This is a genomic window from Salibacterium qingdaonense (assembly GCF_900114715.1).
In the GTDB taxonomy this organism is placed as follows: Bacteria; Bacillota; Bacilli; order Bacillales; family Marinococcaceae; genus Salibacterium; species Salibacterium qingdaonense.
Genome location: NZ_FOTY01000003.1, coordinates 224,651 through 242,603, shown reverse-complemented (window position 1 = coordinate 242,603; position 17,953 = coordinate 224,651). Strand labels below are relative to the sequence as shown.

Genomic DNA, 17,953 nt, shown 5'->3' with positions numbered 1-17,953 from the left:
GTACCTCCTCATTTTTAGTTACAAGGTTTCGCTCTCAGTAATCTAATTCAACAACAATACCGATAACCCTTCAATTTTTTCAAATTTCTTTAAAAAAATTGATAACATGGTGTTTTCTCCACTTTTCTTAAATTTGCGACTTCATTCGACGTTTGACACATTTTAAAATGTATTTTTGTCGAATAATCTTTATATATTTAGAATACCACACTTTTCAACATTTAAAAATTGGCATTCGACGGATGAACATATACACAAAAAAAGACGGACTTATCTGCCCGCCTCCTTTTATCATGCAGCATTATTCCGCTGCTCTTGAAATGTATCTATTCCTGCTTCTTCGAGCATCCATTCAATGTGACAAGCGTAACCGGAAGAGGAGTCATTTACAAAGACATGAGTGACTGCCCCGGCGATTTTTCCTTCCTGAATGATAGGGCTGCCGCTCATTCCCTGAATAATCCCTCCTGTTTTTTCCATCAGTTCCTCGTCCTTGACTTTGATAACCATGCCCTTTGAGGCAGCTTTCATCTGCGGCATGGACTGCACAATTTCGATATCAAAAGCCTCAACTTTGTCCCCTTCCAACACGGTTAATATCTGTGCCGGTCCTGTTTTCACCTCATCGGCAAACGCTACCGGCATTGGTTCACGATGATCGATTTTATCCGGCGTTAATGTCCCGAACACGCCAAAAGACGTATTTTTCGTCACGCTTCCAAGCGGTTCCTTCTCTCCTGATAGTGATGCCTGTTTTTCACCTGGATTCCCGTCACTGCCACGTTCAATTGAAGTTACGTTTGATTTCATAATAGCACCGTCATCAACTGAAATCGGTTTATTAGTGTCAGCATCAGCTATGACATGTCCCAAAGCACCGAATTTACCATCCTCTGGTTCATAAAAACTTAACGTGCCGATTCCTGAAGCGGCGTTGCGGATATAGGCTCCCATTACCTTTCCATTCTTTCCTTCATGGAGGGGAATTTTTCTTTCAAGGGTTTCTTCTTCCCGTTTGACTTTCACCTTTATTTTGTTTTCGTCTTTATTTTCCACCATTCTGACAACATCTTCGAGGTTCCGGACTTTTTCTCCATTCATTTCAATAATTTGATCGCCGGCTTTTAATCCGGCTTCTTCTGCTGGTGAATAACGTCTTTCATTAGACGAAATATTATGAAAACCGATAATCATAACTCCCTTGGACTGCAGCTTGAGCCCGATGGAATGGCCGCCGGGAATTACCCGAAGCTCGGGAATTTTACTTATCTCCGTCCGTTTTGCGGGTAGTTCACCTGCCTTTACGGCTGCTGATGATGGAGTTATATCTGTAACATTCCACTCCACGTCATTTGTCTTTCCTGTACTTTCTATATAGTCGGCGGCTTTTTCAAATGTTGTTACATGATTTGGTATTTTTAAATAAGACTGCACCGAATCATTCATGAGCAGCGCTGCAAACAGAGCCAATAAAAAAAGTCCTGCCGCTCTTCTCCCCCAATCCATATCGTTATCCTCCTCATCCCCGCTTTTGTTGTTCTGCCGTAGTTCTAATGTTGCCTCTTTGAACATGATTTATAAGGAGGATAAACAAAAAAGCCGACCAGAAAAGGTGGGCTTTTCATGAATTGGTTTTGATTTTTTCCGCCATCGATAACAGTTCATTGGCGTTATCTCTTGTCAATTCGGTCACTTCCACGCCCGAAATCATCCTGGCAATTTCATCCGTTTTCTGCAGGTCTTCAAGCGGTTTTATATTGGTGGTTACACGGTCGTTCTGCTCCTGCTTTTCGATATACAAATTCGTATCCGCCATAGCGGCGACCTGAGGGAGATGGGAGATACACAATACCTGCGCACCAGTTGATACGTTGTATATTTTTTCAGCAATCGCTTGGGCGACGCGGCCGCTCACACCCGTATCCACTTCATCAAAAATGATGCTCATTACATTTTGATATCCCGAAAGCATGGTTTTTAAAGCGAGCATAATTCTGGACAATTCCCCGCCCGAAGCTGTTTTAGACAGTGGTTTCAACGGCTCCCCGGCATTAGCTGCCATCAAGAATTCCACGTTATCCTGTCCATTTTCATTAAAAACAGAAACACTCTGCTCCCATTCATAAGATGAACCGCTGGAAGCCGGTGTCACGCGCACCTGCATATCCGCATTTTCCATAAACAGATCCTGAAGCTGCTGTTTCACGTCTTCTGCCAGCTTTTCTCCTGCCTGCTTTCTCAAATCCGTGAGTGTATCAGCTTCAGCCTGCAGATCAAGCGCGGTTTCATGCAGTTCTTTTTCCATTTCTTCGAGCTTTTCTTCTTTATTGGACAACGACTCGATTTCTTCTTCGAGTCTTGAAGCAAAGGCAAGAATGTCGGTGACACTGTCTCCGTATTTACGCTTGAGCTTTTTCAGCTCCTCAAGTCTGGCTTCAATTTCATTCAGCCGTTCGGGGTCAAAGGAAATGGCATCCATCTTTTCCCGGAGAGAAAACGTAGCTTCTTCCAGCGTATAATATGTTGTCTGTAATGACTCAAGAATCGGCTGCATGTCATCATCAATCGATGCTGCTTCTTCCGCGTGGGTGACAGCAAGTCCTGCCCAGTCCATACCTCTGCCGTCCCCGTAAAGACTTTCATAGGCGTGACCAAGCTGGGTATAGAGTTTTTCTCCGTTGGAAAGCATGTACTTTTCTTTTTCAAGTTCATCATCTTCACCGGGAACCAGTTCCGCTTTTTCGATTTCATCAAGTTGGTACCGGATAAAATCCAGCCGGTTGGCCGTTTCCTGATCATTTTCCTGCCATTTTTTCCAGTCGTTTTTCAGCTTTGTAAATCTGCGATACCTTTGGAGATAATCCCTGTATGTATCCCTGACCTTTTTTCCGGCATAACGGTCCAGAACAAAAAGGTGTTTTTCCGGCTGCATCAGATCCTGGTGTTCGTGCTGTCCGTGAATGTCCACCAAAGACTGCCCGACCTGCCTGAGAACAGCCAGCGTTACCAGTTTTCCATTTATTCTGCAGATGCTTTTGCCTTTACTTGTGATATCTCTGCGCAAAATGAGCATGTCTTCTTCCATTTCAATTCCGGTTTGTTCCAGCACGTCCCGCGCAGGGTGTGAAGAATCAACATGAAACAGTCCTTCAATTTCGGCCCTGTCCTCTCCGTGGCGCACATAATCCACAGATCCCCGTCCGCCGATCAACAGACCGATGGCATCAATAATAATGGATTTACCAGCACCTGTTTCTCCGGTAAGGACCGTCAGCCCGTCCGTAAATCGAACGGTTAGTTCTTCAATGATGGCGAAATTTTTTATCGTAACCTCTTCGAGCATGACAGCACCTCGATCCAAATGAAATTAAAGCATATCCAAAAACCGATCGATCATTTCGCTCGTCTGATCTTTTTCCCTGCAGATAATCAAGATCGTGTCATCTCCGCAAATAGTTCCCATGATTTCCTCCCAGTCCAGGTTGTCTATCAGAGCAGCTACGGCATTGGCATTGCCGGGAAGAGTTTTCATGACAATCAGGTTTTCGGTTTGATCGATGCCGATAAAGCTGTCGATCATGGCTCTTTTCAGCTTCTGAAGCGGATTGAAACGCTGGTCCGCCGGCAGACTGTACTTATACCGTCCGTCGGCAGTCGGAACTTTCACAAGGTGCAGTTCCTTGATATCTCGTGAGATAGTTGCCTGCGTAACGTTATAACCTCCTCTTTTCAGCCGGTCGACCAGTTCATCCTGTGTTTCAATATCGTATTCGGAAATGAATTCCCTGATTTTAATATGTCGTTGTCCTTTATTCATTATAAAATCCCCGCCTGTCCATTTTTAATATGCAGGTTTATCATAACCAATTTTTTATATTTATACAATAACATGATTAAAAATTAGCACAGGAAAATGGACAGGAACGCAAACTCATGGAGAATGGGAGGAATGGGCCTGCTCTACTACACGGGTTATATCCCGGCTTGCATGAGTTTGTGAAAATTTACGGGGATGCCATTCAAGATACAGCAGATACTCAATATTGCCGTCTCCGCCTGTCACAGGCGAATAATCAAGCGATGCAGGATGAAAACCTTTTGCTTCTGCAAATGCTGTAATGTCATGCAGGACGTTTTTGTGAACGGCGGGGTCCCGGACGATGCCCTTTTTTCCAACCTGCTCCCGCCCTGCTTCAAACTGAGGCTTAACGAGAAGACTCAGCCGGCTGTCTTCGGCAAGTATGGAAGAAAGAGGGGGAAGAAGGTGTTTCAAGGAAATAAAGGATACATCAGCAGCCGCGCGGTCCGGGCGCGGCTGAAAGTCAAGCGGGTCGGCATACCGGAAATTATACTTTTCCAGCACCTTTACCTTCTCATCATTGCGAATCTTCCAGGCAAGCTGGTTGGTCCCGGAATCCACAGCGTAAACATAAGAGGCTCCGTGCTGCAGCGCACAGTCCGTAAAACCTCCTGTTGAAGCTCCGACGTCCAGAAAAACCCTTCCTTCCATATCAATCTGAAACACATCCAGCGCTTTTTCCAGTTTCAGACCACCTCGGCTCACATAAGGCTGCTCTTTTCCTTTCAGTCGAAGTTCTGCGGCACGGCTGACTTTTGTGCCCGGTTTGTCCACCGGTTCATCCTCAGCCAGCACGATACCAGCCATAACAGCCCGCTTCGCCTGCTCGCGGGAGTCAAAAAAACCCTGTTCCACCAGCAGTATATCAATTCTTTCCTTACTCATGCGTCACGCTCTTTTCTGCTTTTTAGGGAGAAGAGACTGTACTTTTTTCTGCACTTCTTCTGCAGTCAGCCCTATTTCTTCGTAAAGTTCCGGGACACTGCCGTGTTCAATGTACCAGTCTGGAACTCCCATTCTTTCTACAACCATCCCGTGATGACCGTGGTCATGAAAATGTTCAAGCACAGCACTTCCAAAGCTGCCTTTCAGTGCCGCTTCTTCAAGGGTGAGTACCGGAATATTCTCTTCGTGCAGCCGGTTCAGCATGGCTTCATCCAGAGGTTTAGCGGAACAGGCGTTGACCACCCGTACGGAGATATTATCATCAGCAAGCTGCTCTGCTGCTTCAAAAGCGGCAGGAAGCATTGTTCCAAAGGAGAGAATGACCGCATCTTTTCCCTCACGCAGCGTTTCCCACTTTCCGATCTCCAACTGCTGCAGATCCTCATCCATATCCACACCATAACCATTCCCGCGCGGATAACGAACAGCAATCGGTCCGTCATCGTACAGATAAGCGGTATAAATCATATGCTGCAGTTCGTTTTCATCTTTCGGCATTAAAATTTTCATGTTCGGGAGACTCCGCAGATACGCGATATCAAATACGCCCTGGTGTGTTTCACCGTCTGCGCCGACAAGACCGGCCCGGTCGATACCAAAAAATACATTCAGGTTCTGTCTGCATATATCATGAACCAGCTGATCATATCCGCGCTGCAAAAATGTGGAATATACAGCGAATACCGGCTTCATCCCCTGTGTGGCAAGTCCGCCTGCCATCGTTACGGCATGCTGTTCAGCGATACCGACATCAAACATACGGTCCGGGAATGCTTCGGCGAACTGATCCAGCTTCGTGCCCCCGGGCATGGCGGCTGTGAGTGCAACCACTCTTGTGTCTTCGGCGGCAATGCGCTGCAGCGTACCGCTGAAAACAGCGCTGTAAGCAGGAGGACCGGGCTTTTTGACCACTTCACCCGATTCGATTTTATAAGGTCCCAGTCCATGCCAGGTACCTTTAGCATCATTTTCCGCCGGTCCATATCCTTTTCCTTTTTTCGTCAGGACATGAACGATGACAGGGCCATTCGTGTCCCGGGCATACTTAATGTTGGAGTTCAGATCCTCAAAGTCATGACCATCCACCGGTCCCAGATATGTAAAGCCAAGTTCCTCAAAGAACATGCCGGACACAAGAAGATATTTCAAGCTGTCTTTCAGCCGCTCCGCGGTTGAAGCGATCCTTCCCCCAAAAGCAGGGATTTTTTTAATGAGGTATTCCAGATCATCTTTTACTTTCTGATACCTTCCCATCGTCCGCAGGCGTCCGAGAATGCTGTGGAGAGCTCCAACGTTCGGTGCGATGGACATTTCATTATCGTTCAATATAATGGTCATGTTCGTCTGCTGGTGACCGATATTATTCAAGGCCTCAAGCGCCATACCACCGGTCAGGGCGCCATCACCAATAATCGCTGCCACCTGCTCATCTGTTCCTTTAATGTCTCTGGCCACGGCCATACCCATCGCCGCCGACAGGGATGTAGAAGCATGACCGGTTTCCCAGATATCGTGAATGCTTTCATTTCGTTTAGGGAAACCGCATAAGCCCTGGTATTTCCGAAGCGTTTCAAACTGCGGGGCTCTGCCGGTAAGAACCTTATGAACGTACGTCTGGTGACCGACATCCCATACCAGTTTATCTTTTGGACTTTGATATAGTGCGTGAAGGGTGAGTGTCAATTCCACAACCCCCAGGTTCGGCCCCAGATGACCTCCAGTCACAGAAAGCTGCTCAATAAGGAAGTTTCGTATATCCCCGGCCAGTTCCTGCAGTTCATGCCGGCTGCAGTCTTGAATGAATGCCGGATCCTTTATAGTGTTTACGTCCATCAAGTGAACCCTCACTTTCGGAGTATTAAGTGTTTTTCATATTGCGTACTTTCTTTTTAAATATCTTTATTTTCAGCTTGTTTTCAGAGAGATAGATAATTTTACCGACCTGGTATATGATTTCTGTTGACTTTGTGATTGCAAACGTTTTGCCGAGGGCTTTACCGCTCACTGTAAGCGCCGCCACCACTGCTGTGAAAATAACGTTAAGTACAAACTGCAGCGTGCTGCCATCCCCGGAACCCGCTGCAAACGTGAGCTGCAGGACAACAGCGGAAGCCGCCGTGCCGCTGACAACACCGGAAATGTCTCCTACAACGTCAGCGCAGAAGTTGGCCACCTTATCAGCATTCCTCGTTACGAGCATGGCCTGATAAGCGCCCGGTATTTTTTTGGCAGCCATAGCATGAAACGGTTTCTCTGAAGCAGCTGTAGCTGCCACACCGATCATATCAAAAAACACGCCGGTCATTATAATGACAAAGACGATTAACATGCCGACGGCCCATCCGACCCCGGACAGAAATGCCGTGGATACCATTGAAAAAATAGCCGCTAACACCAGTGTGATAACGGCAATTAAACCACTCCATCGTATTGAATCTTTCCAAACACTTCTCATTTTCATCTATCACCTGATATTTTTTGACAACCTTGGTTATAATAAAGGTATGTAAAAACCGGATGGTCGGTGTGAAGCGTAAACATTGTGTCTTAGGTCCAGTAGGTTTTCCCACCGGTCTGCCGGAACGTCGCCGTTCCGGCGGTTTCCCTTTAAAGACAGGTTGATGACGTTACCGCACATCAGACTGGATTGCCACTTAGAACACACTGCAATCCACTCCAACCGTCCATCTGGAACAGTCTAGGAGTTTTCCTCGGCAATTCCGTGCCACTCTCTTAGCCTCTTTTGCAGAGCAGGTTTCAGAAAATAGGAAGATAACCGCCGGCCAAGCGTTATTATCTTCCTATTCGCCTTCTTCCCCACTGCTCCACTCAAGGCAGGCTACGCTGCAAGCAGACCTTCCCTTGGCCCGCACTGCAGGTCTTACCTTTTATTACAAAAGGCCTCCGCGGCGAAAGGGTTCACGCCCACATGCCGTTGTGGATCGCCCTTACGCCTTTACTCCCAGCATCGACCCAAGGCTGGGCGCCTCGAGCCAAAACCAGGAACTTCATCGATATGCCCTTCAGCGGATTTTTAGGCCCGCCCTCGAGAATGGAGAATCGACTAGAATACTGCACCATCCAGTTTTGTTGTCTTTATTATACCATGAAACCGAAAGCAGGCACAAATGATTCCATCAGTGTGCGCGCTCTGCCACATAATCGACAAAATCTTTCAGGAGTGAGGTATAGGAAGAGGACCCTGGAAGAAATGATTTAGCTTTCTCCGCATGAAACACGAGTTTTTCTTTTGCCCCGCTCATGGTGAGCAGACTTGGGTACGTGCTTTTGTTTCTTCCTTCATCGCTTCCCGGTGCTTTTCCCATTTCGTTTTCGTCCCCTTCTATATCAAGGATATCATCCTTGATCTGAAAAACGAGACCGAGTTCCCTGGAGAACTGCTTCAATTTCTTTATATCTTCTTCCGGAGCATCTCCAAGCAAGGCCCCTGCTGTAACAGCATAGGTGAGAAGTGCACCTGTTTTATGATCATGAATGTATTCAAGATCTTTTAATTCAAGCGTTTTGTTTTCCCCTTCCAGATCAGATGCCTGTCCACCCGTCATTCCTTCAAGGCCTGAGCTCTGCGCAAGCTCCATGACCATCCTTACTTTCCGGTCATTACTTATATGTGTGAGTGTGCTGATCATCTCAAAAGCTTTTGACAAAAGACCGTCTCCGGCAAGTACTGCAAAGGCTTCCCCGTAAACTTTATGGTTTGTGAGCATACCACGTCTGTAATCATCATCATCCATTGCCGGAAGGTCGTCATGGATAAGGGAATATGTATGAACCATTTCCACGCTGCAGGCTGCCTGATAGTCCTGTTCTTCCACAGACCGAAAAGCAGATACCGCCGCCAGCATTAAAAGCGGGCGCACCCTCTTGCCGCCCGCCTGAATGGAATACGTCATGGCTTCCTTCAGCGTCTGCGGACCTTTCATTGTTTCAATATAATCAGGCATCCGCACATCAATCTCTTTTTTGTGGGTATCCATGAATTGTTTTAACTCAGTCAGCGTCACTCTGTTTCCTCCTCGCCGGACAGAGGCTTTATTTCCCCGTCTTCTTCTACGATGCGGTCCATTTGATTCTCTACCTTCCGCAGCTTTTCATGACACGTGCTTGATAGAGACATCCCTTCTTGATACATAGCTATCGCCTTTTCAAGAGGAACTTCTCCTTCTTCAAGTTTTTCCACGATTTTCTCAAGCTTTTCCATCGCCTGTTCAAACGACATTTCTTCCTGCTGCTCCTCTTCACTCATGTCTTCTGCCTCCTTCCCCGTTGTTTTTATCCATTTTGTCCTTCAGTTTGGTATCTGTGACTTGTTTTACCCCCGCCTCAATTTGTCCGTCACGAAGATATACCGTTATATCATCTCCGCTTTCCAACTGGGAGATAGAAGTCAGAAGACTGCCTGTTTCTGTATATGCTACGTGATAACCCCTTTCCATGATATCGAGAGGACTGAGTATACGGAGTTTCTGAAGAACATGCTTAAACTGTCCGTGCTTGTCCTGTACCACACGGCCCGCCGCTTTGTCTGCACGGGCCTGTAGGGAGGCCAGCCTCTCGGTCTCTTTCTCAAGAAGCTGGTTTGGATGCCGGCGGTGAAGCCTTTTGGTCAGAGACTGCAGCGATTCTTGCTTGTTTTTTCCGTGATTCTCGAGACTTTTGTTCATCCTCTCGAGCATCCGGTCAAGCTCCTGTTCTTTTTGCTGTAACAGGTGGGAAGGATAACGGAAAGCATAAGACCGGTTCAAACGTTTCAGATGTTCTCTCTTTTGGTTTGTGTCAGCCTGCACGGCCCGCACCAGTCTTGATTTTAACTGGGACAAACCCGATAACAAATCGGAAAGCACCGGTACAGCAAGCTCTGCAGCCGCTGTCGGTGTAGCAGCCCGTACATCTGCTGTGAAATCAGCAATAGTGAAATCTGTTTCATGACCAACTGCCGATACAGCCGGCGTCGACAATGCTGCAATCTTACGGGCTGTTATTTCTTCATTAAATGCCCATAGTTCTTCAATTGATCCCCCGCCTCTGCCAAAAAGTATGACATCAAAAATCCCCATCTCCTCTGCCTGGTCCATCGCATGCACAATGGAAGCAGGAGCTTCCCGGCCCTGAACGAGCACCGGGAAAAGAGTAACGCGTGCAGGCGGGAACCTTCGTTTTAATGTCGTCATGATATCTTTTACCGCTGCTCCGGTCAAAGAGGTGATAACAGCTATCTCTTTTGGGACGGCAGGAAGCGGTTTCTTCCTTTCTTCTGCAAAAAGCCCTTCTTCCTCAAGGCTTTTTTTCAATTGTTCATATCTGATATAGAGCTGCCCGATTCCATCAGGCTCCATTTCCCGGACATAAAGCTGGTACTGCCCAAATGGTTCATAAACAGATATGTTCCCCTGAAGCAGCACCTTCATTCCGTTTTCCGGAACAAAATTCAATTTCCGGTTGTTTCCCGCAAACATTACTGCTGAGATTTTGGCTTTTTCGTCTTTTAAGGTGAAATACATGTGACCGCGGCTGTGTTTCTTGAAATTGGAAATCTCAGCCCGAAGCCAGATTTGCTGAAGCTGGTCATTCATTTCAATCGTCTTCTTTATCCGGGTGGTAAGTTGAGAGACTGTCAGCCACTGCTCGTCCAGATTCATCTTTACTGCTCACCTGAAGTATGTTTCTTAGCCGACTGCAGCGTATTGTAGAGGAGCATTGTAATCGTCATCGGCCCGACACCACCCGGCACCGGGGTAATAAAAGATGCCTTTTCTTTCAGATCATCAAAATCGGCATCTCCACAAAGCGAACCATCGTCTTTTCTATTCATACCCACGTCAATGACGACGGCGCCTTCTTTAATATAATTCTGTGTAATAAACTCCGCTTTGCCGGCGGCGGCTATGATGATATCAGCTTCTTGGCTGAATTGTTTCAGGTCCGCCGTTCTTGAATGGCAGTATGTAACAGTGGCATGCTCATTTAACAACATCTGTCCGATGGGTTTTCCGACGATGTTGCTGCGTCCGATAACCACAGCGTGCTTTCCTTCAACTGAAATGTTTTTGTAATACAGCATCTGCATGATGCCGTAAGGAGTACAGGGGAGAAAAGCATCCTGACCTGTCATCATACGTCCTATATTGATTGGATGAAAACCATCGACATCCTTTTCCGGCGATATGGTTTCAATTACTTTTTTCTCCGAGATATGCTCCGGGAGCGGAAGCTGCACGAGAATACCGTGAATAGCGGGATTATCATTATACTCCCGTACTTTGTTCAAAAGTGTCTCTTCCGGAACATCAGCAGCCATCTCCGTCAATTCAGAATATATCCCTGCTTCAGCAGAAGCCTTTTCCTTTCCTCTTACATAAGACCTGGAGGCTGGGTTATCACCAACAAGAATAACTGCCAGACCCGGAACGACAGTATCAGCAAGGGACTGGACTTCCTCCTTAATCCGGCTGCGAAGATCGGCCGCTACTTCTTTACCACTTATTAATTCCGCTGTCATGGGTGTTCCTCCTTCATGATTCGTAACTTTTCAGAATGCTTGATAACACACCGTTCACGAATTTCCCTGATTCTTCTCCACCAAAAGCTTTCGCAATTTCTACAGCTTCATTGACACTGACGTGTAAGGGAATATCGTCCATATATTTCATTTCGTGAACACCTTCACGAAGCACTGCTCTATCGACATTTCCAACCCGATCCAGTGTCCAATGCTCAAGATGTTCCTTAATGGTTTCATCAATTGCTGTTTTATGCTGCAGTGTTCCCTGCAGTACTTCCAGCAGATAATCGTCTGCTGTTTCATCGTCCTCGAGAGTGTTATCCAGTGCCTGTTTCCACTCTGCGTTTGTAAGGTCTATCTGGAATAACACCTGGACCGCCCTCAGTCTTGCTAAACGTCGATTCATTTCGTTGACTCCTTCTTTTTATCCGTGCCTTCTTATACCTGCTGTTCTGTTTCATGCGCAAGCTCCAGCTGAATACCAAGCACATGCACATTAATGGCTTCAACTGTAATGGAGGTCATAGTCTGCAGCGCCTGTTGAATATTTGTCTGAACTTCAGCAGCCACCTCCGGAACAGAAACGCCGTATTGCAGCTGCAGGGAAATATCAAGTTTCACTCCTTCTTCCAGAAGTTCTACTTTTACACCTTTCCCGTGATTTTTTCTACCGAGCCGTTCGGCTACATCTGTTGCAAAATTACCTCTAAGTGCATGTACTCCTTCTACTTCCGAAGCTGCAAGGCCGGCGATTACTTCAATCACCTCGGGGGATATTTCAATTTTCCCCAGTTCATTTTTTTCTTCTTCAAGATCTATTGTCCGGTATTCACTCATGCTTTTCACCTCCGGATCTTTTTTCAGCTTCAGAGAGGCCTGTCGTTACTGTTGATCCTCTTTATCCTCATCCCGTTGCTCTTCCTCTGCTTCTTCATTCTTCTGGAGGTAATCAAATTTATACTGACGGAATACCGGGAATTCCGATAAATTATCGGGAATTTTATCATTTTCAAGCAGAATGATTTTTACGATATTTTTGTTACGGGCCATGTGGTATTTGTCCCCGTATTCATTTTCTTTTGTGAATTTCTTCAAGTTGGCGTAATCATCTTCCTGGATGGAAACGGTATACTGATTGTCTCCTTCCCCGTATTGATTTTCAAATCCGACTTCAAATTCAACGATCTGTATTTGATCATTTTTCATATTTCTTGTCTGTTCCAGCACCGCTTTGGCGCCTTCGGTTAAATCCACCCATTCCATGAATAATCTCTCCTCATTTTCTTTACTGTTCCTGTATCACACTATCCTTTTAAATTATATCATGATGGTACTGTTTTTTCATTATATCCTCCATTCCCTGTGCAAAAAGAAAAACCTGCAGCCACCCGTGCGGGGGATGGAAATGCAGGTTTTTTGCTCTTCAATTCTGCGCAGCCGCTCTGTGGCCGATGACCACATCCTCTGCCCCCAACTGTTCATGAGCAATTCGGTTCAAATCCGCCGCTTCGGTTTCCGACAGTGACTCCGCCGCAACAACAATCCGGGTATGTTCTTCCCGTGGAATAACAACGGCTTCCTCATATCCTTCTGCCTGTATCAAATTTTCCAGCGTACTTTCGCGGTGCTGCTGTTCCTGAAGTTGTTCTCTTTTTTCGTATGCTTCACTTTTCTCTGCTGCGGAATAATCTTCTGAAGCAATCGTTTCTGTATATTCTTCCCGCAGGCGGCTTCTTGATTCATCTCTTTCCATACGGAATTCACTGAAAAGGTTGTCCGTTGTTTCTTCTGAAATCTGCTCCTCCTGATTGGATGTTTCATCGGCTGCGGGTTCCGTCTCTTCCACGGCTGTTTCCACATCTTCATCCGAGAGCCATTCAGACAGCCCTTCTTCTTCCATTACAGAAGCTGCTTCTTCTTCTCCCTGCCCGCCATCCTGTTCGTTGTCGCGGGCTGTTTCTTCGGGGGAAGTAACATAATAGACTGCCAGCACAATCGTTAAGCTGACCATTGTCATCAGCCATACTGTCTGCTTTTTTAATACCATTTTCATTCTCCTTCCATTTGGTCGTCCGGGAGGACAGACACTTTATGAGGTGCAATATCCAGGACTCTCGTTACAGCTTCGACCACCCATTCCTTGACTTTCAAATCTTCCACACCGTCAGCAACAACAAGCACCCCTTTTGCTTCAGGTTTCTCTTTATACAAAAGCAGTGGTGATTCTTCACCGTCCTGCTGTACAATAACCGTCTGTTCTTCTGTTGTCCCTTCTTCCTGGACTCTTGTCCCGCCTTCAGGATCTTCTTCATTCGACGTCTGCTGGCTGATTGTACGGTCCTTTTCATATACTTTCTTTTCGGTTCCTTCCAGATTCAGCATAACCGTTGCATTTTCTACACCAGATATATTTTCCAGCATGCTTTTTAACCGCTTCTGCATCTCTTTTTCTACTTCCCTCAACCCCGAATCCGTGGACCCTTCCTGCGTTAACTGCTTTGTCTCTTCGGGCTCCTGCGCCGGTGGTTCCAGCTGGTCATTTTCATCATGAAAGGCTCCTGCCGCCATAAAAATAATGCCGGCAAGCAGAAGGATACCAAGATACAAAGGAAAAGACTTTTTGGAAGAAGCATCTTTTCCGGGCTTGAGCCATTCTTTCCATTTTTTTGCGGGGGTGATGGTTTGGTTATCTGACACTCTCCCCCTCCTCAGTTATTGAAATCTCCACCTGCTCTTCTGGAATACCCCAGGTATCGGACAGGTACGTCCGGATTTCATCTGCTTCCCCGGTTCTATTATTTTGAGATGGACTCTCGTTATCTATTTCAATACGAACCGGTTCCACCACGCTGCTCTCTCCTTCCCTTTTTTCTGCTTCACGCAGACTAACGTGAACGGAAAACGACGCTGCTTTCTTGTCGTCGATTGATTCTGCCGATATGCTCTCCACCTCCCATCCCCACTTATTCCGGATTTCTTCCTGCGACTCTTGTTTGAGCCGCGCGGATACCTGTTTTGAAATATATGCATCTTGTCCCGATTCTATTTCATTTTTCTGCTGGTTGATTTCTGTTTCCATCGACAGTTCCGGAAATGATTCATTCCGCCACTTTCCAAGTGCTTTTTCCAGCTCCTGTTCTGCATCGATGGATGCAAGGTTCATAAGCGGTTCAATGATCAGAAGCATCAAAATGAAGGATAATACGAGTCTGGCGTATTTTTGAAAAGAGGAAGATGGCAGCAGCAGTTCAAGCAGAAATGCTGCCAGCAGAAAAATGATCAAATGACTCATCCACTCTTGAAAAATATCCAAGTTCTCACCTCACCATCAAAGAAATATTTCCCGAGATAATAATTAATGTCAGCGCCAGAAAAAACATAAAGGATACGGCTGCCAAAGCTGCGAACATCGACAGAACAGTCTTTCCAAGAACCGATAATGCCTCCAGCAGAGGGCCGTCGCCAAGGGGCTGTACCAGCGCTGCCGTGAAATGGAAAATGAAACTGATGACAAGCACTTTGATGGCAGGAAACGCGCAGAGAAGAAATAGAATCGCAAGACCGGCAAGACCGACGGTGTTTTTTAGAAGTACAGAGGCACCAAGCGCCGTATCGGCAGCATCGGTGAACACTCTTCCTATGACTGGTACAAAGTTTCCTGCAATAAACTTGGCTGTTCGGATGGCAACGCCGTCTGTTACAGCAGTCGTAGCTCCCTGAACCGATATCACTCCGAGAAAAACAGTGAAAAATACGGCCAGAATCCCCATCGCTGTTCTGCGGAGGAGCTCTGCCAGTTTTGTCAGTTTGATGTGCTCATTCAAACTGCTGACAATACTTAAAACAGCGGAAAAAAACAGCAGAGGCAAAATAATGTTCTCAATCAGCATGCCGCTCGATTGTACAAGGAAAACAACCAGCGGATGAAAAAGAGCAGAAGAAGCCGCCGCTCCGCTGGTGGCAAGCAGGGCAAGCATTAAAGGAAGAAGGGCAATCATGAAATGGACCATGCCTCCGACTGTTTCTTTCACGTAATCCATAGCGAGATAGAAACTGTTCAAGGCAATGACAATAAACACGAGAAAAACGACAGCGTATGCTGCTTTGTTTACTACCTCCGTTTCAAATGCATTCTGAACGGCTTTAAGCACGGCACTTAACACGGCCAGAATGAGAAGCGTCCCCATCAGCTTTCCATTGGCCGTCACTTCATGGAAAATGTACTTTAAAAAGGCGGTGCCCCACTCTTTCGGAGCGAATTGTTTTTCACCGGTAATAAACTCTTTCAGCGATCCTTTCTGCGATTCAGGAAGAAAGGAGCCATATTCATTATTAATGTTCTCCCAATATTCTTTTATGTCTGACATATTTACATTTTCTATTTGATTTTCCTTTATATCCTGCATCTCTTCCCGGCCTTCTTCCACACCTGTAACTGCGGTGGTTTCAGCAGGCAGAAACAGAGAAAAAAGGAGACATAGAAGGAGCACGGCCTGCGCTTTCATATCATTCACATCCTTAGACGCCGCCTGGGAGCAGGGACATCACCGTTTCAATCAATACCTGAAAAATCGGTACCGCCAGCATAATAATGAGCATCTTGCCGGCCAGTTCTATTTTGGCTGCAATGGATTCCAGTTCTGCATCCCTTGCCAGATGGGCACCGAATTCCGCAAGATAAGCAATACCGATGATTTTCAGTAATGTCTGGATGTACATCTGATTGATGCCGGCTTGTCCGGAAAGTGTGGCAATGAGCTCCACCGCCGACTGCAGCGGCACAGTCACAAACAAAAAAATCATGCCGCCTGCTGCCAGTGCAATGGCCGAGGCAAGCGCCGGATTTTGTTCTCGAACGATGATGATTAAAAAAACAGCAATTAATCCGAAACCGACGATCTGAATGATCTCCACGGCGACCGCCCCCTATCCCTGAAACAGAAAAACACTCTTTATCTTCTGGAATAGTTCATCGATGATGGAAGCGACCATATAAAGGACGACCACAAAGCCGATGAGAGTGACCCAATGTGCCCAGTCTTCTTTTCCCATTTGTTTAAGAACCGTATGAATCATTGCCACAATGATGCCGATTCCGGCAATCTGAAAAATTGTATTTACATCGTAGGCCACTGTTGTCCCTCCTTCCTGCAGTAAAAACCACCCGTTAGATAAACATGACAATAATCAGGAGTCCGGATAGAAATCCCAGTGATTTTGCCATCTTTTCATATCTTTTTTCTTTTTCTTTTGCTTCTTGTTCTTCTTTTTCCAAATGAATCATCGCAAGCCTGATTTGTTTCTGCTGCTGCATCTTTTCATGTCTTCCAAGGGTGGTCCCAAACTGGCGGAGAACCTCTTTTTCCCGGGAAGCAAGAGCTGTAAGAGGCCATACGTGATCCAGACTTTTAGCCCATGCTTCATCTACATTCCGTTCTCCCTGTTTCAGATAATCCGAAAAGTGGCGGAACAAAAACGAAACAGGAGCAGGAAGCTGACTGCTTATTTTTTGGCTCGCCTCCGGAAGCGGGTTCATACCATACATAATTTCTGCTTCGAAACTCTGGAGTGCCGTTCTTAACTGTCTGAGCTGGCGGGGATGTTCTGTCAGTTGTTTTGCAAATTCAAAACCGGCCCATGTACAGGCGATTAGAATAAGTACCGCTCCTAGCCAGCTCATTCTTATCCCTCCTGGTGTTCAATTGTCATGTACCATCGTGACACGAAGTTGTCCATTTTTTCGATGAAGTTGAAGAACGTTGTGAAATACACGAGCATCCAGAAGCTCTCTAAGCACCGGCCTCTGTTTCAGTTCCTGATACGACCCTGCATGAGCACTGCAGAATACAGATACCCCGGCGTGCACCGCCTCCATTACAGCATCTGCATCTTCCCGCCTGCCAATTTCGTCCACTACGATAATCTCCGGGCTCATGGAGCGGATCATCATCATCATTCCTTCGGCTTTTGGACATGCATCCAGCACATCGGTACGCCTTCCGACTGGAAAGGAAGGAGTGCCGTGATAACAGGCAGCAAGTTCCGACCGTTCATCCACTATCCCGATTTTTCTTGATGGAATATTCCACTTTGGCACCCCTTCACTGGCCGAGTGGGCCAAGTCACGGAGAAAGGTGGTTTTACCTGCTTGTGGAGAGCCGAATACAAGGGTGTGGCTGCACTGAGTACCCAGAAGCTGTTTAACATAGATCCCGGCTGCGCCCTGATGATGTGCTGCTTTTCTAATATTGAAATAACGGACATGCTTTATCGACTGAATGACACCGTCTTCCCGCACGACCTGGCCGCCGATACCAACCCGGTGCCCTCCTTTCGTCGTAATGTAACCCTGCTTCATCTCTTCCTGAAACGCATACAGGGAATATTCGCTCAGCTGGTGTAATGTATATTCCATGTCTTCTTCTGTCATGACACAGAGGTTTCCGCTTTGATCGCTTAGAAATGTTGTACCATATGCCGTTGTTACTTCGACCGGCTGATGAATCCGAAGCCTTATTTCTTCCATAGTATCTTTACCGGAAATGGAAGCCAGAGGCACGTGAAGGTGAACTGGAAGAAGGGAGAAAATCTGTTCCATGGTTGTCCTCCAAAGCTTTTTATACATC

At 46.5% G+C, this 17,953-nt stretch carries 21 protein-coding genes; all 21 read right to left on the bottom strand.

The window, feature by feature from the left end:
• Positions 1-291 precede the first annotated feature (291 nt).
• Entirely contained in the window at positions 292-1,506 is a 1,215-nt protein-coding gene (gene spoIVB, locus BM058_RS04585; protein ID WP_090925832.1) for a SpoIVB peptidase, read from the bottom strand.
• Positions 1,507-1,621: 115 nt separating this feature from the next.
• Positions 1,622-3,343: a DNA repair protein RecN gene (gene recN, locus BM058_RS04580; RefSeq protein ID WP_090925831.1), complete on the bottom strand. Its 1,722-nt coding sequence runs from the start codon at positions 3,341-3,343 to the stop codon at positions 1,622-1,624.
• A gap of 24 nt (positions 3,344-3,367) precedes the next feature.
• Positions 3,368-3,817, bottom strand: a complete 450-nt coding sequence (ahrC, locus tag BM058_RS04575; protein ID WP_090925830.1) for a transcriptional regulator AhrC/ArgR — start codon at positions 3,815-3,817, stop codon at positions 3,368-3,370.
• 114 nt (positions 3,818-3,931) lie between these two features.
• Positions 3,932-4,744 (bottom strand): TlyA family RNA methyltransferase, encoded by an 813-nt coding sequence (locus tag BM058_RS04570; RefSeq protein ID WP_090925829.1) that lies wholly within the window; start codon positions 4,742-4,744, stop codon positions 3,932-3,934.
• A 3-nt stretch (positions 4,745-4,747) separates the two neighbouring features.
• A complete protein-coding gene (dxs, locus tag BM058_RS04565) occupies positions 4,748-6,637 on the bottom strand; it encodes a 1-deoxy-D-xylulose-5-phosphate synthase (RefSeq protein WP_090925828.1) in 1,890 nt (629 codons plus the stop codon).
• Positions 6,638-6,662: 25 nt separating this feature from the next.
• Positions 6,663-7,259, bottom strand: a complete 597-nt coding sequence (locus BM058_RS04560; RefSeq protein WP_090925827.1) for a hypothetical protein — start codon at positions 7,257-7,259, stop codon at positions 6,663-6,665.
• A gap of 682 nt (positions 7,260-7,941) precedes the next feature.
• Positions 7,942-8,829 (bottom strand): polyprenyl synthetase family protein, encoded by an 888-nt coding sequence (locus BM058_RS04555; protein ID WP_245736833.1) that lies wholly within the window; start codon positions 8,827-8,829, stop codon positions 7,942-7,944.
• A complete protein-coding gene (xseB, locus tag BM058_RS04550; protein WP_090925826.1) occupies positions 8,826-9,071 on the bottom strand; it encodes an exodeoxyribonuclease VII small subunit in 246 nt (81 codons plus the stop codon). The genes BM058_RS04555 and xseB overlap by 4 nt, the downstream gene beginning before the upstream one ends.
• Positions 9,064-10,464: an exodeoxyribonuclease VII large subunit gene (gene xseA / locus BM058_RS04545; RefSeq protein ID WP_090925825.1), complete on the bottom strand. Its 1,401-nt coding sequence runs from the start codon at positions 10,462-10,464 to the stop codon at positions 9,064-9,066. The genes xseB and xseA overlap by 8 nt, the downstream gene beginning before the upstream one ends.
• Before the next feature lie 2 nt (positions 10,465-10,466).
• Positions 10,467-11,324, bottom strand: coding sequence for a bifunctional methylenetetrahydrofolate dehydrogenase/methenyltetrahydrofolate cyclohydrolase FolD (folD, locus tag BM058_RS04540; RefSeq protein WP_090925824.1), 858 nt, complete (start codon positions 11,322-11,324; stop codon positions 10,467-10,469).
• Between the two features lie 13 nt (positions 11,325-11,337).
• Positions 11,338-11,733: a transcription antitermination factor NusB gene (nusB, locus tag BM058_RS04535; RefSeq protein ID WP_090925823.1), complete on the bottom strand. Its 396-nt coding sequence runs from the start codon at positions 11,731-11,733 to the stop codon at positions 11,338-11,340.
• Between the two features lie 32 nt (positions 11,734-11,765).
• Complete coding sequence (locus tag BM058_RS04530; protein ID WP_090925822.1) at positions 11,766-12,164, bottom strand: Asp23/Gls24 family envelope stress response protein; 399 nt, start codon at positions 12,162-12,164, stop codon at positions 11,766-11,768.
• Positions 12,165-12,209: 45 nt separating this feature from the next.
• Positions 12,210-12,590 (bottom strand): hypothetical protein, encoded by a 381-nt coding sequence (locus BM058_RS04525; protein ID WP_090925821.1) that lies wholly within the window; start codon positions 12,588-12,590, stop codon positions 12,210-12,212.
• A gap of 160 nt (positions 12,591-12,750) precedes the next feature.
• Positions 12,751-13,374 carry a SpoIIIAH-like family protein gene (locus BM058_RS04520; protein ID WP_177195430.1) on the bottom strand — a complete coding sequence of 208 codons (624 nt, stop codon included), beginning with the start codon at positions 13,372-13,374 and terminating at the stop codon, positions 12,751-12,753.
• Positions 13,375-13,376: 2 nt separating this feature from the next.
• Entirely contained in the window at positions 13,377-14,024 is a 648-nt protein-coding gene (gene spoIIIAG, locus BM058_RS04515) for a stage III sporulation protein AG (protein ID WP_090925819.1), read from the bottom strand.
• The gene (gene spoIIIAF, locus BM058_RS04510) at positions 14,014-14,640 is read right to left on the bottom strand and encodes a stage III sporulation protein AF (protein ID WP_090925818.1); all 627 of its coding nucleotides are present in this window, start codon (positions 14,638-14,640) and stop codon (positions 14,014-14,016) included. Before spoIIIAF ends, spoIIIAG begins: the two co-directional genes overlap by 11 nt.
• A 4-nt stretch (positions 14,641-14,644) precedes the next feature.
• A complete protein-coding gene (gene spoIIIAE / locus BM058_RS04505; protein WP_090925817.1) occupies positions 14,645-15,832 on the bottom strand; it encodes a stage III sporulation protein AE in 1,188 nt (395 codons plus the stop codon).
• 13 nt (positions 15,833-15,845) lie between these two features.
• Complete coding sequence (spoIIIAD, locus tag BM058_RS04500; protein WP_090925816.1) at positions 15,846-16,241, bottom strand: stage III sporulation protein AD; 396 nt, start codon at positions 16,239-16,241, stop codon at positions 15,846-15,848.
• A gap of 12 nt (positions 16,242-16,253) precedes the next feature.
• On the bottom strand, positions 16,254-16,460 hold the full coding sequence (gene spoIIIAC / locus BM058_RS04495) for a stage III sporulation protein AC (RefSeq protein ID WP_026700262.1): 207 nt from the start codon (positions 16,458-16,460) through the stop codon (positions 16,254-16,256).
• 34 nt (positions 16,461-16,494) lie between these two features.
• Positions 16,495-17,007 carry a stage III sporulation protein SpoIIIAB gene (gene spoIIIAB / locus BM058_RS04490; RefSeq protein WP_090925815.1) on the bottom strand — a complete coding sequence of 171 codons (513 nt, stop codon included), beginning with the start codon at positions 17,005-17,007 and terminating at the stop codon, positions 16,495-16,497.
• Between the two features lie 18 nt (positions 17,008-17,025).
• Positions 17,026-17,925, bottom strand: coding sequence for a stage III sporulation protein AA (spoIIIAA, locus tag BM058_RS04485; RefSeq protein WP_177195429.1), 900 nt, complete (start codon positions 17,923-17,925; stop codon positions 17,026-17,028).
• Between the last annotated feature and the right edge of the window lie 28 nt (positions 17,926-17,953).

Excerpts from the sequence above, each read along its gene's own strand:
- spoIVB (WP_090925832.1), bottom strand. The coding sequence starts at position 1,506 with ATGGATTGGGGGAGAAGAGCGGCAGGACTTTTTTTATTGGCTCTGTTT.
- recN (WP_090925831.1), bottom strand. The coding sequence starts at position 3,343 with ATGCTCGAAGAGGTTACGATAAAAAATTTCGCCATCATTGAAGAACTA.
- ahrC (WP_090925830.1), bottom strand. The coding sequence starts at position 3,817 with ATGAATAAAGGACAACGACATATTAAAATCAGGGAATTCATTTCCGAA.
- BM058_RS04570 (WP_090925829.1), bottom strand. The coding sequence starts at position 4,744 with ATGAGTAAGGAAAGAATTGATATACTGCTGGTGGAACAGGGTTTTTTT.
- dxs (WP_090925828.1), bottom strand. The coding sequence starts at position 6,637 with ATGGACGTAAACACTATAAAGGATCCGGCATTCATTCAAGACTGCAGC.
- BM058_RS04560 (WP_090925827.1), bottom strand. The coding sequence starts at position 7,259 with ATGAGAAGTGTTTGGAAAGATTCAATACGATGGAGTGGTTTAATTGCC.
- xseB (WP_090925826.1), bottom strand. The coding sequence starts at position 9,071 with ATGAGTGAAGAGGAGCAGCAGGAAGAAATGTCGTTTGAACAGGCGATG.
- xseA (WP_090925825.1), bottom strand. The coding sequence starts at position 10,464 with ATGAATCTGGACGAGCAGTGGCTGACAGTCTCTCAACTTACCACCCGG.
- folD (WP_090925824.1), bottom strand. The coding sequence starts at position 11,324 with ATGACAGCGGAATTAATAAGTGGTAAAGAAGTAGCGGCCGATCTTCGC.
- nusB (WP_090925823.1), bottom strand. The coding sequence starts at position 11,733 with ATGAATCGACGTTTAGCAAGACTGAGGGCGGTCCAGGTGTTATTCCAG.
- BM058_RS04530 (WP_090925822.1), bottom strand. The coding sequence starts at position 12,164 with ATGAGTGAATACCGGACAATAGATCTTGAAGAAGAAAAAAATGAACTG.
- BM058_RS04525 (WP_090925821.1), bottom strand. The coding sequence starts at position 12,590 with ATGGAATGGGTGGATTTAACCGAAGGCGCCAAAGCGGTGCTGGAACAG.
- BM058_RS04520 (WP_177195430.1), bottom strand. The coding sequence starts at position 13,374 with ATGGTATTAAAAAAGCAGACAGTATGGCTGATGACAATGGTCAGCTTA.
- spoIIIAE (WP_090925817.1), bottom strand. The coding sequence starts at position 15,832 with ATGAAAGCGCAGGCCGTGCTCCTTCTATGTCTCCTTTTTTCTCTGTTT.
- spoIIIAB (WP_090925815.1), bottom strand. The coding sequence starts at position 17,007 with ATGAGCTGGCTAGGAGCGGTACTTATTCTAATCGCCTGTACATGGGCC.
- spoIIIAA (WP_177195429.1), bottom strand. The coding sequence starts at position 17,925 with ATGGAACAGATTTTCTCCCTTCTTCCAGTTCACCTTCACGTGCCTCTG.